The following is a 25,908-nucleotide window of genomic DNA, read 5'->3' on the forward strand; positions in this document are numbered from 1 at the left end:
CATTTCCATGGTGATCACCTTTTATCCTCTGCTCAAGAGTTAAGCAGAATAAGTAAAGCACCTGGGTCAATTTTGGATCGGCAGAACTAGCTGTAGTGGGTCAGTTTTCGGTCGGCGTCAACACGTCTGGCGGTAATTTCTTTACCCCCATCAAGCACAAGCCCTAATTCAGGGATAGACACATCTACCACCTCTGACTCAACGCAAAAGGGCGGCTCAAAAAGTTTTGGAACAATGTGAATTAACATTTAGCTTCCTGGTTTTTTAGTGAAATTCAGGTGAATCGTAACTTACTACGCGTGGCATGCTGACTAAATCGTTTATTGATTCAACTTGCGCCAATGATATAAACCCAGGGTCCTTTTTTTCGTTACCGTGCTCATGAGAAACCATTTCAATCATTTTCAGGCCTATGTCATTACCTAAATTTCGCAAAACACTCCATCGATCTGCCGTTGTTTGCGCTTTGAGGATATCACCCAGCACCACACTAGCTGCACTACGGTCGATATAAGCCATAGGAATGACTCTGAACTCAATTTCTTCCTTCGTTGCGAAGTCCAAGCCCCCAGCACCACATAAACAAGTGGCTTCAGGCTGATCTGTGCTTAAACCAATGATGACACTGCGAGCTTGATAACTATCTGCCATATCAAGGATTCGATCAGGAATCTGAAGCATGGTCTTTGCTTCTTTTTTCCAGTCTTCAGCTGATAGAAATGGGTCAAGAAGTTTGTTGGAACTTAAATCTAAACTTTGCGGCGTTGCACATAGCGCGTGATTAATTTCCTGCGCAATCTTGCATCGAGCATCTCGATCCATATCGTCATGATAAAGATCGTTGATCACAGTCTTGGTTTGCTCTGCCCAATGCCGGGCAATTAAACCGACAGGCACTTCTCCGTTACTAATGACCTCAAGCGCTAAAAGTAAACGCAAATCACGCATTAGCAGCTGAGCCCTACCATCCACAAATGAGGATGCGCAAAATTCATTTTCGTCTAAACGCAACGACACGCTGGTTGCAACGGGGTGTAACGCTTTTTGTGTTACTAGCTCGGCCAGTAACGCATTAGCCTTGTTTTTGCCTGGCTCGTATTCATCATCCATAAGGCCGAGTCTATTTTTGACAGTCTCAGACGGTTCGTGTAAAAAAGCACTGCGTTGCTGGTTAAGGGCTTTCAACTCGTAACCTCCAGACGATAGGAAGTCATGCAACGCACCCTTTTTGTGTTGTATTTCTTCCTGCGCACCTTCAGGTGCGCAGGAGAAAAACACATTCCGGGTGGTTTTACTTGGGGCTAAGAGCTGAGTTTCTTTTGTCGCTCTAACCTGCCCTCCCTCACTAAGCCTAAAAGCATCAATCAACTCCAAATTTGCAGCTCGTAAACCAGCATATAAATTTTCCCACTTATCTATCTTTGTCGTGGCTCCTAGCACTGCAATGATTTTCACTGCATTCATCGACGACAGTTCTGCCAATAAATCACTCCAACCTTTGCCGCGATAGCGGTCCATATCCGCATCATCAACCGGAATAAATGAAACGGCTTGCAGTCGTGTAGTCATGGCAAGCAGGCCGGAGCTTTCAATTTTTGCAGCGTCAATAATTTTCAAAACATCATCTGAGCCATACACATGATAGGGAACGCCCGGATCACGCATCATGAGCAATCGTTCTTGTACGGGAATCTTTGCAGTCATCGGTAAGATTGCATTTATCCAATTTGACTGGCCTGCGCTATTGACTTGATTAACGCCCGCCCCTTCATATTTGGCATAGCCAAACCCAACATCGGTAACAGCAATAATCCCTTCACACTCAATCCGCGAATCTTGAACTAACGCCCCGACTTGGTTCATGCTTGATAAGTCAGCATTCGACAAGACGAAACTCGCCCCAGTATGGTTATGAACAACCCAAAATTTAGCAGCTTCTGGAATTTGAAGGACTGACCCACTTAATATGCTCAGCAACAAGGGGGCCTGATCTGTTTGTCCAACAGTATGTCTAACGATTGAAAGCGGACGGTTTTCTTTGTCCATCACAAGCGCAACAATATTTTCCTGTGCGAATCGAGACATATATCGAGTTGCAAGCGCTGCGGCATAAGGGGAATCGATCTTTTCAGGCACCATCGTTGTGCACACTTCGCACAACTCGACTTCACGCGTACCGGAAAATTTAATTACGCCCCCTAATTTCATCATCATAGAAGGGGTCTGGATCGGTGAGACGCCTTTATCCCTTTCAAGTCCACCTTCATCTCTCAAATTCAGATAGCTAACTGGCTCGTGCTCTTCCTGGCGATCAACGGATTTCGCTGCTGGGGCTGTTTTCGATTTCCACCATTTTGCGGTTATGCCTAAAACTTCATCGACCTTGCGCTTCAATTGGATAAGGCTGGTGGCGACTTGGTCAACTATACCGGACTCATTGGTCATTTCACGTACAGCAAATCGGCCCAAACAGGCTAGGGCTTTATCGTCCAGCTGATCAGGAAGAAATCCCGCACGAAGAGATGCAGCGTTCAATTGATCCCGCCATCTCGCAATCATACTATCCGGGTGATCCACACTCGCATGTTCAACAGCATGGGCTGCGAATTCCTCGACAACTAACTTTTTAGGTGTACCCCGTGGAATACTCTTTACAGAATTAATGATCCAGTCCGGCACATCTTCCTGACGGCCTTCTGCCATTGATTGGTCACATTGTTTAAAGACTTCATCCAATTTCTCGAACAATCTAGTGCTGCTGTACATCAAATCTTGTGATTGGCCTACCAACCAATGCCAGCCTTCGTGCATAACAACTGACCTTACAATTTCCACTCCCAGGCTCTCTTGTTCAAAGCCATCTGCGATCAGGTAAACATCGTTGGAAACATTGTCATACAGCCCACGGGGGTTAGGCTCTCTACCTGGCGATTGAGACATTAAGGCGATACGTGCCTCAACATCGGCCCGTAACTCAGCAGGTAAATCTTTTACCGACTGAACGACCACAATACGACCTGCCCCTTCGCTCTTTAAGGTCACGCCGAATGCTGCCTCAACCAGCGCTTCCACCGCTTCTTTTGATGCTGCCATGGGTGGTGCTGCAGTAGCACTACGCAGCACTTCTGCGGCCAGATCGGCATCGCGTTCACACAAGGCTAAGCCGTTATACTCAAGCGTATTGACTTCTGCATCAGCCAGAAAATGTTCTATGGCATGAAGTACGTCAGGATAGTGGGTATCTCCAATAGGCTCATCTGAACTATTCAGCCGGGTTAGTTGCCATTCACCGCTGACCTTGGCGCTGTTATGTAAGACAAATTTTAAAATGCCTGATTGCCCACTCACAAAACCGTCACCATTATCTAAAAGTGCAGCAAGAGAGCCTTTGGCCTTTTCCTGCGCAGACATCATCGCGTCTAAGCTCTCTTCAAACTCGTGAAGATCAATTTTTTCACCCATCATGGCGCGATGATTGATCGCACTAAACTTACTTTTTGCTGCTGATAACTGAGAAATATGCTGTCTAGCGACCGGAACGAGGTCATGTTCCACTAGCCCAGTATCGATAAGGACGCATGTAGGCCTTTTCCCATAAAGATCTCGTTCCAAGTCCTCAATTTCATCGCTAACCGAATTAATTTGGTCATATAGATCGCTGATTTCTTCGGTCCATCCCGTTTCTGGATTATTTAAAATAGCTTCAGAATTTTTTAAATTTTCTAATTGCAGATGAGCAGCTTTTAACCGATCAAACTGATCTGCGTAGGCGCTTCGAACCACCTGTTTTGGCAAGCTGTCGTACCAAGACTTCCCTTCTGCAGAGAGCATGCCAAAGTTGATTTCAGTTTCAGGATGCTTTTTTTGCAATTCGGTGATCAATTTTGTGGCGAACCCTTTTCTCCGAGCGTCTTCAGGCACGGACATCATCTCGATATTAACGGTCCCTCGCCATTCGCTAAAATCAACGACTGCGACGTCTCTTGTCTCTCCTGGCGTGTCGCTCTCCATCTGCAATGTCATGGAAAGATTTAACTGATCACCATAAACACCTCTTAGTGATTCAACAACAGTAAAGCGTTCATCATTCTCCACATGTTCAGCTAAACCATGGTCAAATCGAGCAATTAACTCGTCTAAAGAGACATCTAGATCATCAAGTGGATATCGAGCTCGACGTTCCTCTGCTGAGAGCCCTGCACGTCGCATTGTTAGCCGGGCTTCAGCTTCTCCTGCTAACCGCTGATAAACCCCATGGCTACTCAATTTATCAACTTGCTTAAATTGAGTAAGCACTGAATCGAATTGTTTCTTGTCTTCTAAATGCGCCTTAGCTTTCTTTTGAAGTTGGGTAATTCGTTGTTTGACGTTCTTTGCGCCTTTTTCAAAAACATGGCTCTTCCATGCCAAAGGTATATTTAGCTGTTCTTTTTCCAATTGATAGACTTGCCATGCCGCATCCCTCACCCATTGATCACGAACATGGCCAGCCGCCCGAGGCATATTCCCAAGGTCACTTGTTACTTTGAGCCCCCACTTCTGCCATTCTCCAGTTTTACGAATTGCAGAAGGTTTGATTCCTCCCTCCTTTTGGGATAGCGCCAACCAATGCTCTAAGCGTAAATCTGAATAAAGAGCATTTAATTCTTCCCGGATCTGATTGTATTCAGAAGATCCATCACGAAATTTTTCAAGAGATGTGGCCAACTCCGTTTTCAAGCGTTCTTTTGTATCCAGATTGCCGCCGCTTGCAAAACCTTCTATCTGCTGTACCGCGTGCTGCAATTCATGCAGCAGCAATGGCCTCTCATTTAAATAAAGGTCATCTGTTTTGCGCTGCCGTAACCACTCCTCACCCTTGTTTTTAATCTGGTGCACATTCCGATTTACGTTTGCAATTTCATAATCACGATCAAATATCTTGATTAGATTTTCACTCCCTATAAAGGCCGCATTTCCATCAGCCAGCTCAGGCGTTGTCGCTACACGCACCTGTTTCAGTGAGGGGTAGGCGCTCATTAATTGAGAATGAGTCAATGCATTCATCACCGAAACGGGGCGGTTGAGGTCCTCGTTCGCAAATGATTTCAGGGCAACGTCGCTATTCCATTCTCGATAGGTATTCCCCCTCCAGCCACGCTGGTTTTCATCGCGTACTGATGCCGAACGGTCATCAATTTCCCAACGGAATTTATTATCCCAAGGCGCTCGGAAAAACCCCGTCTCGGTCCAAATATCACGAGGATCTGCCCCTTTTTGTTCCATTTCTTTAGCAAGAGCGAGCGCAGCCTCATCTAAGGTCGCAGCCGATTCCCCAGCAAAAGAAAACCGAATATCGCTGGTTTTCGATGAGAAAGTGCCAATGTTATTTGATGCGCACTTAATTTGAGTAGGGTCATAGACAATGACGATGTTTGCTTCTTCATGGGACCCAAACGCCCCAGTGTCACAGACATTTTGAATCTGCACACTATCCGCCCCCATGTGTTTCGCTTCCAATGCTAAATGATTGGTCGATTCGTATTGCTTATTCAAACCAACTTGGATTTGAGCGCCCGAATCAGCCATTTCGTTGGCTTCTTCTTCGCTATAGACCCAATCCTCATCACCATCAGCATCTAAAACATGCCAAACTTTTTCTTCAGGACCATTGTCCCAATTTTTACTTTCCCAATCGATGTGGACTGAATCACGTAAATTCAGGAAAACATCGTAAACCCCCGGCTGTTTAAGGGGTAATTGATCCAAGAACTCCAGTGCCTCTGCCCGCCCGCACTCAATTTCTTCGCCTTCAAAAGAAATCAGATAGCCAACTGAGTATTCAAGCTCGGCACCTTCTTCCAGGAGAACATCCTCTAAGGCCTCGTCGGGTTCAAAATAGAATTTATTGGTCCCGTCTTCTAGTCCAACGACAATCCCTTGAGTCACACTTAACCCATTCAGTAACGCTGGATTAGTGAGTAACTGTTCAGCTGTGTATGTAGGCGCATCATCGCCAGACCCGCTATAACTTTTGGCCATGGACAATGTGTCACTAAAGAACGTACCCGTGCCTTTTTTAGCAATGGGTGCCTCTGGATCAAACTCTTTAAATCCGGATTTTGGAGACCCATGAAAATACACTTTCGGCTCCCCGGATTCACTAACCCCTTTTGATGCATTGGCGGCATCATTTTCCCAATCCCCAAACCAGGCTTTAAATGATGGCGTCCTGACCGTTAGCCACTGCCGCTCACTTAATTGAGTTTTGTTTCCTTGCGGGTCTTTAAGCCATTGCGCTGTCCCTTCATACTGCTGACGAACTGCCGCGACTTCCTGGGCTGGATCAATGGGGGCGTATGGCACACGAGTGTCAACGGCATACGCAACCATCTCCACATCCCGGCCAAATACTTTACGTGCAGCACTCAACGTTGTGCCTGTGGCCAATACATTCCCGACAAGAACAATTCTTCCTGTGGGAATATCATCCCCGGCAAGTTTTAAACCCATTTGATCGACTGTCGTGGGCAAACCATTCAATTTTTTGCGATAACTGGATTCTCGCTCATCTGACTTCAAAACATCTCGAACCTCGCTCCCAGTGATCGCTGCAATGCTTTTGGCCAGAGATAACGAGGTGTGCGCATATCCGCTGCTATTCGGCAATGGGACCAATATTGCATTAGCAGGCACAAGCCCTGCCATTTTCTCTGCAGCCTCTTTAATTGCGCTTGAACTACCCGATCTGATGTCTTTCGCCAAGGAACGAACATCTTTGTAATCTGCAACTGCATAAACACCTGCAGCGCCATTTGAAGGCGCGGCAAAGGCGAGTCTCTTTGCTGCTTCGACCGCCGCAATAACATCGCCATATTTCAATGGCAGGCCTGTATGGTGATGAATTGGGCTAAACCAACCTTTGATAGGTTTCCCCAGCTCTTGAGCCACCAAAGTTCTCCGACGATTTATAGATATCGCTTGGCCATTATCAGATTCATTAACCCCAATGTAGGGGGCTTCAATGCCTAATTCCGACCAATTCAAGTATTGGGTGAAAGACTCTGTTTTCTTGATGTCGCTCTCAGGTTCACTGAGCAGCAAGTCATTTGCATTAAATTCAGTGAGGACACGAACGTACCGCTCCTCTTCTACATCGCCGTATTGCGCTAGTGCAGCTGAGCCCAATGGGTAACGCTTGAACAGTGCAGGAACTGTGCCATTTGAAGGTATTTGACTCTGCTCTGCATCTCGGTTGGTCAACTCGTTCACACTAAGCCGAACCACTTCAGACACAGATCGATCAGGGACGCCCAGTAGCCGTGCTGCAATGGCCTCTGCCGGGGAGATGACATGATCCGCACCCAAAGCCTCTCCAGCACCCTCCGCAAGCAGTCCTTGCGGGGAAATAACGGCTGAGACGGGGGCATCGATCTGATCTAAAGGAAAGGCCGCTCTTCGTTCATCAGGGCTCATGCTTGCCCGCTTCCTCATCAACCTTTTTTCAACTTCTGACGATTGACGACGATACTGATCCACAGCAGAGGACATACCAACTTCCGCTGCCCGGATCTTCTGGTCCCATACCCCTGCAGATACCCACTGGTTTACGGCTTGACTAACGAGTGTTTCATTCCCCCATAGGCTTGCTACTTTGACGGGGTCAAGTTTAAATTCTTTGACGATGCTATTTACATTCAACAGTCCAAGCACAACCTTGGCAACTGGCTGATTCGCCACTTTGCCACGCTCTGACATCATCTGTTGAATTTCATCCAGCACCACATCCGCCTCGTGCTTGGATTCCGAATGCACTTGGTCGAATCGTTGATTACTTTTCTCAAGCTGGCCCAGCACGTCCTTTCGAATCGCACCTATCTGGGATTGCTTTGCATACTGCGAAAATTGAGCTAATTGGTTTTTCCAGCCCCAGCCAAAATTATTCTCAGCACGGTCATCCCGCTCCCAACGCCAGGACTGATCCCACGGAGCCCGAAAAAATCCAGTTGTTGACCAAATGTCACGTGGATTATCACCCTTCAATTCCATGGCGCTTGCTTGCGACAACGCCGCCAGATCAATGGGGGCGGTTGATTCATCAACGAATGAGAAAGTGTCTGTGGTGCTGGGCGCTTCAACCTGAAGATTCGCTGCAATTTGGCGTGCCTGAACCAGTCTCAAATACTCGCTTGATGAAATAAGGCAGGGTATTGTTAAATCACCACGTACACGAGCTGCTGTGAGGCGATGTTTGCCATCCAGAACCGATGCATAGGTACTGCCTTTAGCTGCCTGCCCAATTCCAAATTCAATATGAAGTGGCGTATCAATGAATTCTTCTACATACCGTGTGGAGAGATCTCGATCAATGAACTCATCGAACAAATCACCATGAGTGTTCGGTGAGAGCCAATCAAGGGGTATATTAACCATGATAAAGTGACCATTTTCATGTGGCCTATCTTTACCTGACCTCTTCAACCCTTGGTCCTTTCCGCCATAGAGCGCGTCTTCCAGCAGCGCATAGGCTTTCTGCCCACTGATTAAAGTGACATTCGGAACCACCCCATGCTCAATCGCGCCGGAAATTATTTTTCCGGTCGAACGCTCAGGAACAACACGCATAGAGAAACGAACATCTCTCTCCTGCCCGTCATACCGTCCAGTGTTGCCTATGACAGATTTAATCTGCTTGCTATCGAACACCACAAAATTATTGGCGATGTACCCACGATCTGAAATATTTTTAAATACCAGCCCGTCACGACCTGTTTCTTTGGCACTTTGAATCGCCTCAAAAGTCGGCACGCCCTCGATACTGAGCCCATCCTCATCCTGCACGGCTGTATTCATCATCCGTAAATAAACAGGCATAACGCGGGCTGGCATCTCACCGGCCAACTGATCGAGCATATATTTATTGAGTTTGGCTTGGGCAACGACCGCAGCCTTCTGAGCATCAACGATCTGCGCGTCAACCATCTCAGCGTCAGGCAACGTTTCGCGCCACATCATACTGGCCATGCTCTCTACAGCGCTCTCGGGCCAACTGGCAATGCCTGGCATCGTTTCTGCCAGTAATTTGGTGGTTTCTGCTATTGCGGCTTTTTGAATTGAATCTGCCAGCTCGTTAGCGCTTTCAAGTTCACTTTTGTACAGCTGATATAAACCATCAGAACCAGGTGAACCCAACTGGGCTTCTCGGGCATCCATAGCCAGCCGTAAACTTTCCATACTGGCATCTTGTGCATAACTGGAAGCCAAATCCGGGCTATCACTAAACCAGAACTTCTGCTGGCCCGCACCACTGGCATCGTCTATGTCTGACTCAAATACCGAAAAATTATTTTGAGCTGCTGTTCCATGGAACAAAACCAAAGGACGCCCTTGCTCATCCACTGCACTGCTTTTACCAAACCAACGCCAGAAATTTCTGATCGACTCAGTAGAGCTGTGAATAAAATGGCCATTGCTATTTTTCGTAGAGCGAAACTGCCCATCCACTTCAACGTGCTCAGGTAAGTAGTTTCCTCCTACGTGCCCAACATTCAGACCGCATGTCGTCCAAAACTCTCTTAACCCTTCTTCTTTTGTGGGGTATTCTGCATGCGCTATTGGCATTTCATCGCTATCAAAGAAGGTGATCCGACTCCCCTCCTTAGAACCAATGATCCCCGTAATTGCTACCATGCCTTTCGCACAAAATGGACGCTGAATTTCCAGCCTGCCTGCCGTCATTGACACCTTGACTAGGGCGGTTAAAGCCTTCTGGTATTTATCCTGACCCTCATCATCAAAGAGTGCTGACTCATCTTCCCGTGTGGCCGCAAATTCGACCTCTAATTCAGCGATAGACTTCTGGGGTATTTTTTCTAGTGCAGGCATACCTTCTGGCGCTCTAACCATAATGGCATGACCAAGTAAATTCACCTGCTGGCTCAAAGGGGTAAAACCCAGGGACTTATAAAATTTGAACAGGACTTCTGATGTGGTGCTGCGCTCTAATGCAGAGGCCTCCACTTGAACAGGAAGGTGCAGTCGGTCACAGGCTCTTAACAATGCCTCAACAGCCTGCGTGCCGAACTTTTGGCGGCGGTGCGCCTTCGGTGTTCTTAGGTCTTTAAGATGAACGTGCCATTCGTTATTACGATCTTTCTTCAGCTGATAACTGATCAGCGTTTTCCCAATCACTGCCGTCCGTAGTTCAGTCACCATGGCGTCTCCGCCCGGCATGGACAAATCAATTGGTAAGCCTTCTGCATTGATCCCACGTTGCGTCAGTTCTTCCTGGTCACGTGTTTTTATCCACGTGTCGTAGGATGCTGGTTTTGCAAACGACAAGCCGCTTGTGCTGCCCACTTCCTGCCAAACTGGTGGCGCACCATAGGCATTCATTGGGGCGACAGCGTCATTTCTTATCCATGCCCACGGTTCACGCACCAAATCAGCTACAAGCTGCCTTACTTCATAAGCTTCGCTAGGTTTTCCGTTAAGCGAGGAGCCTAAAACATCTGCAATGGACTGATATCCATTTCGCGCCAAGTAACGAACAAACTCCTGGACAAAGCTTTCCCAGCCGGTGCCATCAGCAAGTTCATTCGTGGGGAATTCGGATAAGACGCTGGCTATCTGCTCACCGCGTGACTGCGTTAAATGGTTCTGCTCTACACGAGCCTCAAACCAGTCAGGATTGCTCTCTGCCAGTCGAATAAGCATGCTCTCCATCGGGCTTCCTTGTGCAGCAAGGAAGCCCTCACGAGCCAAGCGTGTGCGCAACAGAATTAACTCTGCTTCAGCGGGGCTCTTGAGGGCATCAGTAAAGAGATGTGTTTTTCCATCTGCATAGATTGCAGACACCCCGCTAACACTCTGCCCATTAATAAAGGCCGCTGTGCCAGCGGGCAAGGAGGCGCTCTCAATCCTGTCGTGCAACAGGAAATCAGAACCGAAGGGATACTGTGAATTAGCTAAGTGATGAAGTTGATCCAGCGAGCTGGCCGTTTTTAGCTTTGATGCTAAAAATGGATAAGCTTCTACTTGTTCGCGTTGATCTTTTTCGTGATCCGTTTGACGACTAAGTTTTGCTCGTAAGCCAGCAATGCCGTGGCCCGCTGTTGGCGAAATTTCAATCTGCTTGATTCGACCAGCCCCAAGTTGGAGCCCATCCCAGTCGATTTCTCCGTTTTCGATGAAGTATCCATCAGGTGTGGTTTTTCGCTCATCTGTAACTCCAATTGAATTCCAAAATGCTCGCGCTTGAGGAATCATATCTACGATCAATATCGGATCGGGGCGGTTCGATACTATTGAGGCGACGACCTGCCTTCCCAGCCCTTGTCCTCTTACAAAATCCCTCAGCTCAATATCATGTATGGCAGAAATATCGCCATAAACATCGACCTGTGCGCTCATACATCCAATGATTCGATCACTCGAATCACGGATCGCAAAATCATAAACTTTACTATCTTCAGCAATAAAGACCGCATGTCCTAATGGTAACGCATCGTCTGCAAAATCACCGTTCTCTACACCGGCCCGGTGCAGTATGGCCTCAATGGAGAATAAAGCATTTCTATAAGTTGGACCATTCTCGTTAATACCTTTTGCGGTCCATTGATGGCCAGAGCGTAAATAACCACTAGAAAAACGATCCATTCTAAAGCTCACACTTTTTTGGCGCAGAATTGCGCTCATTTAGACTTGAATAAAGTGATGCTTCACCGAGATTAGATCTTGTTTTATTCACTATATCTAACCCAGCAATGGTTCACCACTTTTCCATGCATTTTATAAATGACAATTCGATATAAAAATAAAGGCAGCATTAATAATGCTGCCATCATTTTGTATTTTGGGAGGCGGATTCTTTTTTTTCTTAAATATCTAATGCAGGATGAATAGACGAAGGGTCCTGCTGAGGAGCAAACAATTTCGCCATGTCGTCAAAAATTTGGCGTGACTGTTCAGCTTGGATTGTTTGTTCCATAACACCAATCCATTCATCAAGCTTCGAGCCCTCACTTCGATCAAACAACTTCATGCACATACTTTTTATGCCACTGTACGTAGAAACACAGGTCGATTCTTTCACCTCGCCACTGAGCACTGCATTATTCAGCCCGGCAAAATAATGCTCAACATAAGTACAAACGGAATCAAGGGAGGACGTATTTTCTGCTTGAATTGACGATTCTTTAGCAAGTTCGGCTACATTGGGCCCAACAACAAAATCACGATACTCATGCTCCGTCAGAACTACATTTTTTCCTTTTCCATCCAAGTACGAAACGACAAAACCGTGTCCACCCGGTGCTGCAACGCCCATATTTAGCACGCCATTAATTCCTATATCTACGATCTCTCGGGCTCGGCTGGTCCCCGTTTCGATCATTTCATTCACAATTTCGCGAGACGAAAGACCTGTTTCATGGGCCATGATAACGACCCCTACAGCGGCAGATAGAAAACGTAAGGTTTCTTTTGCCTGGACAATATCAACTGGGTTGGTTGAGCTGTGGGCTCTGATGCGCCGTCCTTCCATTCCATCCAAAACTGCTTTGGTATGTTCGTAATGCTTAACGCTTGAAAATTGTGTTTTGACTGTTTGCATACCCAACCTAGCTCATTGCTGGCTCTACGCCGCTGAAATCGCGTCTCAAAACCGAACGCTTATCGGCAGTGCGAGCAGTTATAGTTTCATTCATCTGTTTTAACACAGCCGAATCGATTAAAATGGGCAGAACATTATCCTTTAGCATAGTTAAAGTATTTGTAGAAGTTGCTGGGTTGCTTGCCACTGCACGAAATTGATCTCGCTTGAATACAGCATCAAAATTGCTTGCAACTCCTAACGCTGCCTCGTCAAGGATGCCCTGATTTCTTACGCCGGACAGGGCAATATTTCCGATTTTTTCCCCTTTTCGACTTAAATAGACCTGTTTTGCCAACAATGACCATTCATTCTCACGCCCTTGCTCATGCCCTTGGCATTCGTCACTATAGGAAATTCTTGATTTTCGCGCAACTTGCTCTACTAACGGCGTCAAAATCTCATCCGTATTACTGTAACGCCCCATCAAACTAACTACATTTTCATGCGACAAAGAATTGTTTTTGGCCAATCGATGCATCGTTTCATAATCTGACGCATAAACCCGCAAATTCAACAACTTAGCTTGCGCCACTTCACTAATTCCAGGATGTGAAGCAATGGCTCTACCTAATGCGACTGCTTCATTAGGGAACTCATCACTCCACGCTAAAACTGCCCCAAGCATTTCTTCATGCAGTTTACCTTCTGCACTATCATGCAGTTTCGCAACATCAATTAGATGCTCGAAAGCACGCAAAGGTTCATTGCGCAAATTATTTACGGCAGAATCGAACAGCTTTGCAGCTTCACTGGCCGCCACGGCCACTTGCTGTTGAATCTGACTATTTTCGTAATAATGCACACTACTTGCTTTAATTACAACAGGATTAAACTGGCCTCCTTGTTTGGAAACTCGCTCTTCAATCCCCCTTTTAATCTCAGCAAGGGTTACTAACTCAGGTAAATTGTTTGACATTAACTTACCATCCCAGGGTTATAAATATAATTTTTCAAATCCTTTCCTGAACCACTTATTCCAAATGATTCAAGAATCTCTTCTCGGCAGAGCGCTGGGATAGCGACATACCGGGAGCCATCTGCTGAGCTCCATGAAAAACAAAATTCACCTTCCCCTTGCTCTAATTTCTTAACTCGAATTTCATCCAATACTAACCCAACAGATTTTCGGGCCATTTTCATTTCTTGTGAGCCAATACTATATTCAGCCACCACTCGCTCAAGATCATCGCCACGGCCAATTAAATCCCCAGCTTCAATCAACATTAAATCAAAACCTTCGGCCACATCCGCCAATACGACTGGCCGACCATTGGGAGATTTCTCACCTAAAGCGTCAAGGTGAGCGGTATCAAGAATCAATACCCTTTCAATTAACCCCTTAAGCTCGAAACTTGGGTCCCATCCAGACTGCGTTGTTAAGGAACCAACAAAGTTTTTAGCAAGGTCTAACCGTTCGTGATCGAGCATATTTGAATTTCCTCATATTTGGCCTTTGAGCAAGATTAACCCGAAAATAATTAGAAACGAATGGCAAATTCCAAAATTCTCACGAATAGTCCTGAAAATTGCATATCCCGAGCAAAAAACACCCCGAAGCCTATATATCGCCTTACTTTTGCCTGATCTCTTTGAAATATATGTGCAGAATGCAGTCTGGACAAATAGCAGGATCATTCACCACATGTCAGCAAATGTATTTACACCTCTATTCGACCCTTCAATGGCCCAACAGGCCGACCTTTCTTTAATGCTTCTATGGGCAGTTTTTGGTGATGTGATTACATTTCTGCTGCAAGGGATGGGCGTACTCTCAGACTCTGAGGGAATGATGAGGGCCTCTCAGCAGCTGGGCATGCTCTCTAGCTCTCTCGCTCACACACCTCTCTCCCTGGGGGGCGAGCAAGGCGTCGTCGCCACCTTCAATACCGGCGGGTTATTCCTTGGTTCCATCTTTTTCTTTTTCATTGCAGTGTTTGGTATATGGAATACAGCCAGTGATGGCGTAGCGCTCGGGGCAAAGTGGAATAGTAAAAATACGGTACTACGGACTATGGGAGCATTGTCGATGCTTATCCCTGGGTCGTATGGATATAACGCGCTTCAAATGTTTATCCTAACCATAGCGATTTCGTCTTGCGGACTGGCCACGCTGACATGGCAGGCTTTTGTATCGTCCACTCTTGATCGTGAAGTTGACAACATGGTCATCTCGGCAGTAAACCACAACAGAAGTTCTGACGCACTGATCAATTCTATTTATAACATGTCGATGTGTGCGGCTGGCTATGGCGATGCCATGGCTCAATTAAATGATCCCGACTCACGAATAACCTTTAACGACACCGTCAAAATTTCCGACCTGAACATTGACACCAACCTTGCTCCGTCTTTGATGTCCACTCAGTACAATATTAACTCCTTTGATGTAAAGCAAAAAAACGAAACGATGGGGGTTTGTGGCTCTGCCAATGTTGAATGGAGTATCCGAAAAAATGCAAACCTAACTGCTGCGCCAGGTAAAGATCAAGGCTTAGTCAGAACCATTTTTTCAAGTGAATCTGCTGTAGTAGAGGAAATGGCCGACAAGATGCGAACCAATGCTGGTTGCATCTTAATGCTTACCTCTCAAACCCTGACAAACCGTACTGTGGGTGGCTGCGCTTTGGACCCAGCCACCCAAGGCACCGTGATGAATGCTATTTCATCTTTGAAAACGGAATTTGACGAAATCCTCAAAGACTCAATTGAAGTAGCTTCCAATCCTGACTCGGCTCTTATCCTAGACTCTGCTGCACCAATTAATCCAACCTCTCCCTATGGGATTGCCAGTGGAGCCAAGCTTCAAAAACTTTCAAATGGAATTGATCAAATAATTCTGAAATCTTATGGTCAAATCCTGAAAGACAGCTTACTTGGAAAGGATGCCACTAAATCTAAATTAGTGGCCTCTATGTCCAAATATGGCTGGCTTAGCTCTATGGTCATGTCAGGACGGATGTCAAAAATCAGGGATGAGATCCGCAATTCAACTAGTTTAACTAAAACATATCGTATCGTTGAGCCCAAATGGGACTTCCCAACACAATCCACCGTTAGTGATGTTGCTTTAAATGCTCGCGATATTATGCTGCGCTATAAGAAAGTGGCCCTTACTTTTGCGACGATCAATCAAGCTGGAACGGGTGGAGTAGATGGTGACCGTTCATACCAAGATGGCGCTCGGGTACTAACCAGCCAAATCTATGGAGAAGGCTCTCCTGATGCAAAAGCAGCTCAATCAATGTACTGCGGTGTCTCAGATCCTTTTAGCAACTTGAACGATACATCAATTGAGAGCATGGGCAGGGAAGGAAAAAACACCTTCACTTACTATTTTCAGCATGCGGGGGCCACACTCGCTTCCAGCATTGCCTCACAGCTCGCGCAAGGAGGCGCAGATCCGCTACTTCAGATCAAATCAGCTGGTGACTGTATTGTTTCAGTCGGTGAAATTCTCTTACTGAGTGGGCCAATAGTTAAAGCACTACTCGAAACGAAGAAAAGCTCATGGACCGCTCAGATTGCTGCAACTGCTGGTGATGTAGCTAGTTTTGGTGCTGTCACAGGACTTCAATACCTCGCAGAAACCTTTGTATCTATCTTCTCTGCAATCCTGCCCTTACTTTATGCTTTGCTTGGTGCTGGCTTTATCATGGCTTATTTTCTTCCCATGATGCCATTCATTATTGTGTCCTTATCGGTTGTTGGCTGGCTTATTTGCGTGCTGGAAGCAATCTTTGCAAGTGTCTTATGGGCAGTTATGCATTTCTCTCCTGGTGGCGACACATTCATGGGTTCACAAGAAAAAGGCTACTTATTGCTGATGAGTGTTTTCATGCGCCCTGTACTTATTGTCGTGGGCTTATGCTCAGGCCTTGTGTTGCTATACCCTGTATCTTGGTTCATTGGCAATTTCTTTTCAATTGCGGTGTCCTCGACACAAGGAGGATCGTTGATCACAGGGATTGCTGGGCTCATTGCCTTTTTGTATATTTATATTGTTTTGATGTATCAAGCCATCAAACTTTGCCTCGGGCTACCGCAAACTTTGCCAACAGAAGTTATGGCTTGGATTGGTTCATTTGTTAAAGACTTTGGTGAAACCAATGCGACCAATACTGCCAGCGGCATGATTTCCAGTGCGGGTAGTGGTGCTGCTGGTGGTGCTGCACGTTCAGCTGGAGCGGGCCTCGCCGCTTTCCGTAAAGATGTGCAAGAGAAACGAGCAGAAAAACATGCTGCTACTGCAAAAGAACAGAATGCGGAACGACATAAGCAATCAACCTCCCAATCAAATAGCAATGGGGGTGGTGTAAGCTCTAAACCAATGAACGTGACATCTGATCCTGGCGCATTGGGCCAGACCGGAAGACCAGATTAAGCCTGCAGGGGGTTGTTTAGAATAAATTTCAATTTGTTACTGCACAGAAAAAAGCCACTATGAAAGTGGCTTTTTTCTATTAAATATTTCTTCAACTTACATTGATACTTGTTGCACTAAATTTTGGCGCTGCGTTCGAACAACGTCTTTATTTTTGTCCTTAGAAAATTTAGGCTTAACAATATTGTCACCCGTCATATCAACGCCAAATTGATTGCTTAAATACACCCCCAGCCCCTGGGCTGTAGCACGATATTTCTCCACATTCCAGCCAGTCAATCTTCCTTCTGCAGTCCAATTCCACTGCGGCTTACTCTCTTGAAGAAAAGGATGCAAGCCTACTGGTTTCACTTTTCCCGTTTCTTGCTTCAATCCATATGCACTATCTGCTCGTTGGGTTCGTGAACCCAGTTCAACAATCAAAGGAATTCCTGACGGAATTAAGTCACTTTTAATGTTGACGGCCTTTACAATCAAGGAATCTAAATCTTGATATGCTGCGATATCATTAGCAGGAACAACATCAGCTAACAAGCTAGGATTCCAATCGATCCAATAATACATATTATTAACAAGAGACAATTCCATACCAAATTTATCTTTCACCTTTTTTTCTGCTTCTTTTGAAGATAATTTACCAGTAGCAAGAAGCCTTTTAAATTCAGTTGACTGCAGCATTCTCGACTGGATTTTATCTTCGAAAGAAGCACCAGGATTCCAATGGGTTGGGTATTTTTCTTCATCTAAGGTAGCAAAAAAACCTGCATCTATATCAGACCTTACCGTATCAATCACAGCAAGCTTGTACCGTCCTGCCACAGCGCTAGGATCAATATCTAGCAATTGAGCTACATCGCCTGTTGCTTGCAATAAAGCTTTATGTTGGCCATCAAGAAAACTGGCCGCTATGCCTAAACTTTCCCTTAAGGTATTAATTGTTTTGCGATCATGTACGTTTATTTCTTCTAAACGGCCAATATATTCTTGTAGAACTTTGTTCTTTTCGACCATTTCCATATACATCGCATGCTTGGCTATTGCCTCTTCTTCCAGCATATCCCTTACGCCAGTAGCCAAACGAAGTTTTTTTTGGGCTAAATTAGCATCTTGCTGTGAAGATGCCATAGCCTGGTCATTCATCCCCTGCCGAATTGAATCAAACATATCCATTTACGCACCCTCACTTTAATTTTTTTGATTAGATTAGTCTTAACTAAATTGGTTTCAACCTCAAGCCATTACATTACAAAAATTCAAATAAAACCAAGTAAGTTTTAAATTTGCATCTCATTTGAATTTTTACTCCGGCTGCATTGAGAGTACGTCATTCATACGCCACAATCAATACCGATCGGTAATGATTGCCAAAAATACCACACCATGCCGATAGATTATTTTTTGCTTCGTATTAAATCCATGGCACAATCACAATATCCAGTACCGAGCGGTAACATAATGAGCAATATTACGTCACTCAAAGATGTGGGTAAAATTCTACGGGCCAAAAGGAATGAGATGGGCCTGAGCCAACAAGCGTTGGCTATTCAGGCTAATGTAGGCAATCGAATCATTGGCGAAATTGAGGCTGGAAAGCCTACGTGCCAATTTGATAAAGTCGCACACGTCATGCAACAGGTTGGGCTTCAATTGTGCGTTGTAACGAGCAACCAAGGGTAAGTGCTCGTTTATTTCATGCTTTCTAAAACTTCAGCAATTTTTCCTACCGGGGCCACTTTACCCATCCCCACAAACCACCCCATTTGCCAACTGAAACCATCGACTCCAGGCGGCTCCCCAGTTTCAAGGAGCCCCTTTTGCGCATGATCATACCCAGACTGGAAAGATTTCCTATCGATTTTAATGAAAAAGTTACTTTTACGAAAACGCCTCGACCTTTCTTTGTTCGTTAAGGCTCGACCCGTTGCAGGCCGCCCTTTGGGTTTAAAACCAAACATGTCGATAGTGCTTTTGTCTTGGTCTACTTTCACACTGGCAATCCCATGCTCTATTTTGACGATGAAATCTTGGCCTTTGGCAGGGCCTTCCAAACATTAGGAACTTCCACAAAGCCAGTTTTGAGCACGTTTACTCGCGCAGGAACAGTTAATAAATTACTCCCTCTCTCACCGACTGTTCTCAAGATATGTGGCGAAACAAAGCCGTTCTCATAAATAATACTGGGCGTCCCATAAATTGGCCATCCAACAGAGGTAAGCACTGCAGATAGATCTTCAGCAAGCGTATAACCTTTTTCACACCCCTTTACTACAGAGTCTGCTTTCGAGGGATTAGGCAGCTTTTTCTCCCTCATCCAAACAGACCATGCTTTTGCTGGATCTGAGCTGCACCAAATCCTATTTACCGTGAATTTATTGATGGGGTTAATGCTTGTTGGGACCATGCGGATGACACCATCCATGCCTCGAGTAATGGCATCAATTGAATTATCAAGTTTCGTGCATGACGGACAATCGACTGCAGTCCATAAAAATAGGTTCCTCCCTTCACCCGACCCCATTTTGTATTCCAAAATGAGGTCAGGACTAATATTCTGTAAGATTCCTGCCTTCAGAATATCAACCCCCTCTTTATCCACAACCTCACGGGTGCTCACGTTAATGACTTGATTGCCGGGCAGCATAATCAAATTTGCATCTTGATTAACAACGGCTGCTGCATCATCTTTACGATCCCTCACCACCCACAAATACTTTACTGGGGATGGCCGAACGAAAAACTCCGATGCAGGTCGTTTGGTAAATTTAGCAATTACATCAATCTGCGACTGTCCATTACTTCCTGCGGCCCACGCAGTTGCCCGGCGAAGGTCCCGGTTTTCTAATTGCTCATACCCAGCAAAAACTGGCAGCGCACTGGCCGCCAGAATCCCACATAAAATATGATTTAACTGCACGACATGGCCTTTGGGGTTGGTTTCTTATTTGCTTGCTTTTTATTTTTCTTCACAGGCTTGGGGGCAACCGGGCAAGACGCTTCAACCAAAACAATTTCTTTTTCAACATTTACGATTGGCTTAATAAGCTCAGCTCGCGCCACAAGCTCTTTGTAATTTGCCATCTCCATATCGGCTTTATCGTAAAAGGAAAATCCTTTCTCACGCAAATGTGCTACGCACGATGCAGTGATATCCCCCCCCTGGACATCAGGAGGAACTTGCCGTTTTGGCTCATCCGTTGTGCTGCTTACCTGGTCGGTCGTCCCATCGATAAAACCTGCATGAGAAAACCCTGAAATCACCAAAAGCGCACTTAATAATAAACGTTTCAAAATACAGATCCCTTAAAATTTTAAACGGTAACCTTCGTACTGAAGGCTCGTTTTTTGGGTTTTCGAATTTTCAGCTACATCTTCTCCTTCCGTTTTGGAAGGCACTTCATTCATTTCACTCTTTGCTACCTGACCAGGAAGAGGATCATTTGTAGGCACTTCGTTTACCCCGACCTCTTCGATTTGTTCAGTCTTTTCGACGCTGGCGCTTTCCAGACCACCATGGTGGTTTGCTCCCAAATTTTCTTCAATCACCGAAGAAAATACCTGCGCAAACTCAGGCGCAGGAGCCTGATTAACTCTTTGCTCCTGCATCGATACGGGCGCTGATTCCGGAGCTGGAGTTGGGGCCGTAGCCAGAGCCAGAGCTGGGGCTGGGGCCCCAACAGCTGCATTTGACCAAGCTGTTGACTGGTGGCTTTCGGCCTGAAGGTTTTTTTCACCATCCAGCCTCGGCGCAGTAGCCAGCTTTGCTCCTGTGCTCCTTTGTTTAACAAGCGTTCTTTCCGGCTTATTCCTTTCCAAAGAAGCGGCTGTCGTCACCCCGTGAGTTCTGCGGAATGAATAACGTTGAACCACGATGTTCATATCAGCCTGGTTTGCTGCACTTATCACACTGGAAAGGTCATCGCTTTCAACCATTTCGAGGATTTCTTTACTTTTCAATCCTTCGATAACCATTGAAAGCAGGAACCCACTAAATAGCCCGTGTAATTGGTCACTGTTTTTTTCAAAGTAGGATGCAACCTTATCCAGCTCCGGTGAACATAACAGCGCGTCACGAGGTAATGCCAATCGCTTTTTCATAGTCATAGAAATTACGCTTCGTCCATATCCAAATAGAGCGTCTTTTTCAGCATCCCACGGGCGTTAGCAAATTCGCCGTTTTCTACCAGGGTGATATTAGTGTCCTCACTCATCTGGTTTTTAATTTCATCCGCCAACAATAGAGAGCCACCACCAATCAAAAAAATGCCATCCAGATCATTGGCTCCTTTCATTTTGGCCCGAATGTCATTCATGATTCGAGTGGCTTGAGTACGCTTGGCTGGAGTAACCAAAGAATCGGACAAATCAATGGTCTTCCCGCGCATGCGGATCTTACCTGTACGTGCTAACTGCTCCATCGTTGACCGAGGTAAAATATAACCAGGATCGAGTTTAATATCGGGATGAGTCTGAGACCGCAGATCTTTTTCAATGTCTGTTTCTACATGCAAACCACCTGCTGTTATTGTGAAGCTGCGCTGATGGTCCATGTCAACCCCACCCTGCTTAATAACAACCACATCCGTGGTATTGCCACCAATATCAACAAAGCCGATTGGAGCCAACTTTAAATTACTGAAATATTCATGATTGATCTTGCCTAGATCACTCACCAACATATCAACATGACCAACTACGCCTTCAGGGGCAACCTGGTGGTCCACGATTATTGGCAATACGACTTTTGGGTTCAAATTACGGACTTTGGCGCTCAGGATGTGCTTGGTCTTACGGTTGATAAGCTCATCATTTTTAAGGCCACCAGGTAGGTAGAACCGGTCATAAGGTAGGCCTGTGGTGAGGTTGACTTCCTTCCCCCCCAAACCTGCCAAATAAAGCGAGTGGTAAATCAAAGCAATCAATCCACCTGACACTGGGAATTCTTTTGATCGTGTATCCATGACTTGCAAGCTCGACGCTTCTTCCCCAACCACGGTGTAGCGTTCTGTTACAGTCGTTGCGCCAAGAACATATGTGACTTCATACACATTCTTGTCGTCTGTTTCCAGAACTGCATTGCCTGCAATCGCACCAATCGCCACACGAGAAGGCATCATGAATTCAAAAATTGCACTCGGATCAAGTGCATCTTTTGTAATAGGGCAATGCGATACGACGCCCGGTTCAATAGCCAATTTTTGACCATAATGACCATCATCATGGCCAACATAAACAACATTCTTACGACCCATATCCCTGACTCCAAAAAGTTTTTAACTACCAATAGTGACGAACGGTTTTTCGCTGTCCACTTACAAATAAACGCATTTTTCTAAAAATCACTCGGGTTGAAAAACCCTTGGTCTGGATAAAATAGAAAAATGCAATGAATACGACAATCAGACCAAAAACGAACCAACTTTTCCAAATAACCCATAGCGGAACAGGGATAAATGCCATTGCATCAATGGGCCCTACCCGAGTTGTGCCACCTGTCTTGCGCCAGTGGGTATCAACGACATTTCTACTCATATTCTGCTTCCTCTCTAGCGGCAACACGATTTAAAGTTTCAGCATCGATCAATCCGCGTTCAAATGCTTTTTGTGCGGCTGCAGTTTTACTCACACCGTCAGAGAACATGAACTTAGTAATTCTTCGCTTCAGATCTATATCTGAGGTACTAAGGGCGAGGTTTTGCTGTATTTTTGGCGTTATCTTTAGATAACTTCGAAGTACAGTTCGACGCCCATCCAAGGTCTTTTCTAGGGTTTGATTGATCAACATTCGAGAAGTACCAATCAAATCTGCCATTGCTGCGGGCCGTGCATCCGGGGTGTATTGAGTCAAGAGGCGTGGAATTATTGATGGAACGTCATTGGTATGAACCGTTGCCCAAACAGGGTGCCCGGTTAACGCCAACTGCATTGCTGCATCACAAGTCTCTGTGTCGCGTATCTCACCAATCACACCCAGGGCAGGATGCCGACGCATTAAATCACGCACAAAATCAGCAAACGAACCAACGTCACTACCTATTTCTTGCTGCGCATAGTCTGAATGGGACGACATCACAGAATCAAAAACAAATTCTGTTGGCGATTCTCCAATACAATAATTACCTCTGATTGGAGAATCCTCCCACTCGCCCAGAGCACGCAACATTCCTGCAAACGTTGTGGTTTTTCCCGATCCGGTTGGTCCACTAATCAGGCTCAGTCCATTGGGAGATAACATCCCTTCAAACATATCGCGAGGAACATATACCTGCCCAGGTACGTATCCAAAGTCCGCTAAATCCTCCTCAAAAACGAGCCTTGGTGGCTCTGATTGCAAAATACGAATAACAACCTGCAGGCCAAGATCTGATCTGTAACGAACACGGGATGCATTAACCCGGAATCGATAACGGACTTGTGATCCATCAAAAGTCTTATTTGTCTGATCAGGGTCCGTGATTGAATAACTCGATGGCTGAGGGTCTCCTGAGCTCACTCGGGTAATCACACCATCTGCCATCATCCAACGCAATATTTCCGACGCCTCGCCTTGCGAAATCCTTCTGCCTGGCACGGTTAATGTATGCATCCTTCCCCAAATATCAGCAGTTAATGGCTTACCGGTATTCAGATAAATATCACTGGCACCAGACCTAACACACTGAAGCATTAATGCTTGCCACTCCTTCTCATCATTAAACGAAGGGGGAATGTATACGCCGTGTTCTAGCTGCGGTTTTATTCCATTGCCTCTCCTCAAGCCACCTGATGCATTAATCATTTGTTTTGGTACTCATTCCTTGATTTACCATTCCTGCAACTGCTTCAGCGATAGCACGTTTTCGGCCTTCTACAATCGGTGCAATTTCTTTCAACACTTGTTGTCCTATCATTGAATCAAGCGCCGGATTCTGTGCATACCGTCCGTTGCCGATAGCCAGCCCCTTATCAACATTCGCTCCGGATTGTTGAGGAGGGCGTACTACTTGAGGTGCTTCTTTTTCTGGCAACGGCATCGGTGCTGGTTTGGCATTTGAACTTTTAGCCTTTAAATCTTCAGCTAACGCTTGCTCTAAAACCTTCTGCCCGATCAGCAAATCCATGTCTTCGGCTTCTTCGGCTTCACTTTCAACATCGTCTTTCTTTAGAAGGACAATTGATGCATCCGGGATGCCTTTCGTTTCGATCCTTTGTTTTGTTGTCGCCTTTGCTAAAGACGCCGACTTCCCATCTGCTTTTCTTTTTACAGAGAATCGGCTGTCATACACGATCACCGGCTGGTTTGAAGTCACCGCAGGGTCACGACTGGTATTGGCGGGCTGTTCATTGATTGTTTTCTCAAGAACAAGAGGTCGCCAGGCTTCACGGTTATTCACAAACTGAGGAATTGCCACCAGCTGTAATACTGTTCCATCAACTTCCATCTCGGCACCGGTTGCGTTCAGAGGTAATTTCGCCTCAGCAACGACAGGAATGCTGATCATGTTTTGATCGGCCAGTCGGTGGTAAAGAACCATGCCACCAAAATCTCGCCTGAGAATATCTACATCCTGCCGAAAAATATCGACCGCTTGTTCTACGCCTATGGGCCATCCGTCCTGAACACCCTTATTCCACGCAGCTTGTTCAACACTGTTTCTCGGCAACATCGACGCATCAGGGAGCACGTTCGAAGAGTAGTCCCGATACAAATACGACCGCCAGCTAGGGGCCCGTGATGAAAATTTCGCATCAGAAGTAATCTTATATACTCGCGAATTTGTGCGAACTACTCGCGCATCTTCATTGTTTGAAACGTTCCGCAGCTCAGTCAAAACGGGAGGGATCACACGTGAATCAATCATCAGACTCGAGAAGTTATAGATAGTGTCTAAGTTGCGACCAGCCATATCAAGGGCTTTGTTCGTCAGCTTAGTACGCCAAATAAGTGCCAATCGCACACTTGCTGCAAAGCCTGCTTCCCTGACTGCCTTTACGCGAATTGACTCATCTTCACTCGCCTTGTCGCCCCCACGAACTGGAGCCTTACCACCATTTTTCGAATAAAAGGAGTCTTCGGACAAACCAATCAAAGTAGTGTAATCCGTAAATTTAACCTTATTCTCTTTCTGAGCAGAACTGGCTTCTCGATATTCCGCTGCAAATATAGCGGCATTATCAAAAGCATTATCAATTGCTTCCATATTTATATGGCCCTTTTTAACGAGACAAACGTTTAATTGACGTATTGGAAGTTTCTTTGTAATAAATAACTATTTCTGAATCCGTCAACCGAACATCAATTCGTTGCCCAGGGTCTGCATATGCAATGGTTTTAATTAAATCAACACCTGACATGTTTTTCACCAGGACGTTTACCAAAACACCACCAATTGGCTTGATACCATATTCTTTAAAAGAATAGTCATAGGTATTTGCGACATCAGAAAGAATCTGACTTGCATCGCCATAGAAGTTGTAATCAACTTTATCCGTTAAGAATCGCTTACGTAAATTACTCTCCCTCCGAACTCTTGCATCAGCAGACAACGCCAACTCTCGCTGAGCATTTACGGCCATAGCTGTTGATTCATTCAGAAGATCCAGCGTTAGCTTCATCTCGCTTTTTTCGAGGGAGCTCAACTCCGGAAGAGCTTTCTCCGGGGTAGCGCATCCAGCAAAAAGAGAACTTGCACACAGAACTGCAATCGTACTCAAAGCTTTTTTCATTCAAAAACTCCGTTCTTAGTTGAAAAAAATTGCTTTCAAATAATACACGTTCCCCAGAACGGAGCACTCTCATAAAAACAAAAACCGCCCAAATCAATCCGTAAGCAAGACTATTTGCATTCTGTTTTCAATAGTCAGTCGAGCTACCCATCAAAACCTATCTTTTTTAGGTATATAAGGAGTTCTTTAT

The 25,908-nt window shown here is 45.6% G+C and carries 16 protein-coding genes; 1 reads left to right on the forward strand and 15 read right to left on the reverse strand.

Annotation, left to right across the window (positions count from 1 at the left end; all coding sequences use genetic code 11):
• Positions 1-86: 86 nt before the first annotated feature.
• The 5 genes from R6242_RS19315 to R6242_RS19335 all read right to left on the reverse strand — a co-directional run bounded on the left by R6242_RS19315 (position 87) and on the right by R6242_RS19335 (position 14,062).
• Entirely contained in the window at positions 87-248 is a 162-nt protein-coding gene (locus tag R6242_RS19315) for a DUF6012 family protein (RefSeq protein ID WP_318430026.1), read from the reverse strand.
• A gap of 16 nt (positions 249-264) precedes the next feature.
• On the reverse strand, positions 265-11,676 hold the full coding sequence (locus tag R6242_RS19320; protein WP_318430028.1) for an LPD23 domain-containing protein: 11,412 nt from the start codon (positions 11,674-11,676) through the stop codon (positions 265-267).
• A 181-nt stretch (positions 11,677-11,857) separates the two neighbouring features.
• Positions 11,858-12,592, reverse strand: a complete 735-nt coding sequence (locus R6242_RS19325) for a hypothetical protein (protein WP_318430030.1) — start codon at positions 12,590-12,592, stop codon at positions 11,858-11,860.
• 7 nt (positions 12,593-12,599) lie between these two features.
• Complete coding sequence (locus tag R6242_RS19330; RefSeq protein ID WP_318430033.1) at positions 12,600-13,550, reverse strand: hypothetical protein; 951 nt, start codon at positions 13,548-13,550, stop codon at positions 12,600-12,602.
• On the reverse strand, positions 13,550-14,062 hold the full coding sequence (locus R6242_RS19335) for a hypothetical protein (RefSeq protein WP_318430034.1): 513 nt from the start codon (positions 14,060-14,062) through the stop codon (positions 13,550-13,552). Before R6242_RS19335 ends, R6242_RS19330 begins: the two co-directional genes overlap by 1 nt.
• Positions 14,063-14,276: 214 nt before the next feature.
• Here R6242_RS19335 and R6242_RS19340 point away from each other — a divergent pair, with 214 nt between their 5' ends.
• Positions 14,277-17,015 (forward strand): DotA/TraY family protein, encoded by a 2,739-nt coding sequence (locus R6242_RS19340; protein WP_318430035.1) that lies wholly within the window; start codon positions 14,277-14,279, stop codon positions 17,013-17,015.
• 96 nt (positions 17,016-17,111) lie between these two features.
• On the opposite strand, the gene R6242_RS19345 is transcribed toward R6242_RS19340, so the two are convergent.
• The 10 genes from R6242_RS19345 to R6242_RS19390 all read right to left on the reverse strand — a co-directional run bounded on the left by R6242_RS19345 (position 17,112) and on the right by R6242_RS19390 (position 25,718).
• Positions 17,112-18,185, reverse strand: coding sequence for a hypothetical protein (locus R6242_RS19345; RefSeq protein WP_318430036.1), 1,074 nt, complete (start codon positions 18,183-18,185; stop codon positions 17,112-17,114).
• A 515-nt stretch (positions 18,186-18,700) separates the two neighbouring features.
• Positions 18,701-19,003: a hypothetical protein gene (locus R6242_RS19350; RefSeq protein WP_318430037.1), complete on the reverse strand. Its 303-nt coding sequence runs from the start codon at positions 19,001-19,003 to the stop codon at positions 18,701-18,703.
• A gap of 17 nt (positions 19,004-19,020) precedes the next feature.
• Positions 19,021-19,929: a thioredoxin fold domain-containing protein gene (locus tag R6242_RS19355; protein ID WP_318430039.1), complete on the reverse strand. Its 909-nt coding sequence runs from the start codon at positions 19,927-19,929 to the stop codon at positions 19,021-19,023.
• Positions 19,920-20,303 carry a hypothetical protein gene (locus tag R6242_RS19360; RefSeq protein WP_318430041.1) on the reverse strand — a complete coding sequence of 128 codons (384 nt, stop codon included), beginning with the start codon at positions 20,301-20,303 and terminating at the stop codon, positions 19,920-19,922. The genes R6242_RS19355 and R6242_RS19360 overlap by 10 nt, the downstream gene beginning before the upstream one ends.
• A gap of 12 nt (positions 20,304-20,315) precedes the next feature.
• The gene (locus tag R6242_RS19365; protein WP_318430044.1) at positions 20,316-21,116 is read right to left on the reverse strand and encodes a hypothetical protein; all 801 of its coding nucleotides are present in this window, start codon (positions 21,114-21,116) and stop codon (positions 20,316-20,318) included.
• 5 nt (positions 21,117-21,121) lie between these two features.
• Positions 21,122-22,264: a ParM/StbA family protein gene (locus R6242_RS19370; RefSeq protein ID WP_318430046.1), complete on the reverse strand. Its 1,143-nt coding sequence runs from the start codon at positions 22,262-22,264 to the stop codon at positions 21,122-21,124.
• Between the two features lie 25 nt (positions 22,265-22,289).
• Positions 22,290-22,544, reverse strand: a complete 255-nt coding sequence (gene icmT / locus R6242_RS19375; protein ID WP_318430048.1) for an IcmT/TraK family protein — start codon at positions 22,542-22,544, stop codon at positions 22,290-22,292.
• Positions 22,537-23,790 carry an ATPase, T2SS/T4P/T4SS family gene (locus R6242_RS19380; RefSeq protein WP_318430050.1) on the reverse strand — a complete coding sequence of 418 codons (1,254 nt, stop codon included), beginning with the start codon at positions 23,788-23,790 and terminating at the stop codon, positions 22,537-22,539. The genes icmT and R6242_RS19380 overlap by 8 nt, the downstream gene beginning before the upstream one ends.
• A complete protein-coding gene (locus R6242_RS19385) occupies positions 23,783-25,192 on the reverse strand; it encodes a type IV secretory system conjugative DNA transfer family protein (protein ID WP_318430052.1) in 1,410 nt (469 codons plus the stop codon). Before R6242_RS19385 ends, R6242_RS19380 begins: the two co-directional genes overlap by 8 nt.
• Positions 25,193-25,208: 16 nt before the next feature.
• A complete protein-coding gene (locus R6242_RS19390) occupies positions 25,209-25,718 on the reverse strand; it encodes a hypothetical protein (RefSeq protein WP_318430054.1) in 510 nt (169 codons plus the stop codon).
• Positions 25,719-25,908: the final 190 nt, after the last annotated feature.

Source organism: Iodobacter sp. CM08 (assembly GCF_033446605.1).
Lineage (GTDB): Bacteria > Pseudomonadota > Gammaproteobacteria > Burkholderiales > Chitinibacteraceae > Iodobacter.

What these genes read in the sequence shown, in the direction of transcription:
- R6242_RS19315 (WP_318430026.1), bottom strand. Translation starts at nt 248, where the DNA reads ATGTTAATTCACATTGTTCCAAAACTTTTTGAGCCGCCCTTTTGCGTT.
- R6242_RS19320 (WP_318430028.1), bottom strand. Translation starts at nt 11,676, where the DNA reads ATGAGCGCAATTCTGCGCCAAAAAAGTGTGAGCTTTAGAATGGATCGT.
- R6242_RS19325 (WP_318430030.1), bottom strand. Translation starts at nt 12,592, where the DNA reads ATGCAAACAGTCAAAACACAATTTTCAAGCGTTAAGCATTACGAACAT.
- R6242_RS19330 (WP_318430033.1), bottom strand. Translation starts at nt 13,550, where the DNA reads ATGTCAAACAATTTACCTGAGTTAGTAACCCTTGCTGAGATTAAAAGG.
- R6242_RS19335 (WP_318430034.1), bottom strand. Translation starts at nt 14,062, where the DNA reads ATGCTCGATCACGAACGGTTAGACCTTGCTAAAAACTTTGTTGGTTCC.
- R6242_RS19340 (WP_318430035.1), top strand. Translation starts at nt 14,277, where the DNA reads ATGTCAGCAAATGTATTTACACCTCTATTCGACCCTTCAATGGCCCAA.
- R6242_RS19345 (WP_318430036.1), bottom strand. Translation starts at nt 18,185, where the DNA reads ATGGATATGTTTGATTCAATTCGGCAGGGGATGAATGACCAGGCTATG.
- R6242_RS19365 (WP_318430044.1), bottom strand. Translation starts at nt 21,116, where the DNA reads ATGACTATGAAAAAGCGATTGGCATTACCTCGTGACGCGCTGTTATGT.
- R6242_RS19370 (WP_318430046.1), bottom strand. Translation starts at nt 22,264, where the DNA reads ATGGGTCGTAAGAATGTTGTTTATGTTGGCCATGATGATGGTCATTAT.
- icmT (WP_318430048.1), bottom strand. Translation starts at nt 22,544, where the DNA reads ATGAGTAGAAATGTCGTTGATACCCACTGGCGCAAGACAGGTGGCACA.
- R6242_RS19380 (WP_318430050.1), bottom strand. Translation starts at nt 23,790, where the DNA reads ATGATTAATGCATCAGGTGGCTTGAGGAGAGGCAATGGAATAAAACCG.
- R6242_RS19385 (WP_318430052.1), bottom strand. Translation starts at nt 25,192, where the DNA reads ATGGAAGCAATTGATAATGCTTTTGATAATGCCGCTATATTTGCAGCG.
- R6242_RS19390 (WP_318430054.1), bottom strand. Translation starts at nt 25,718, where the DNA reads ATGAAAAAAGCTTTGAGTACGATTGCAGTTCTGTGTGCAAGTTCTCTT.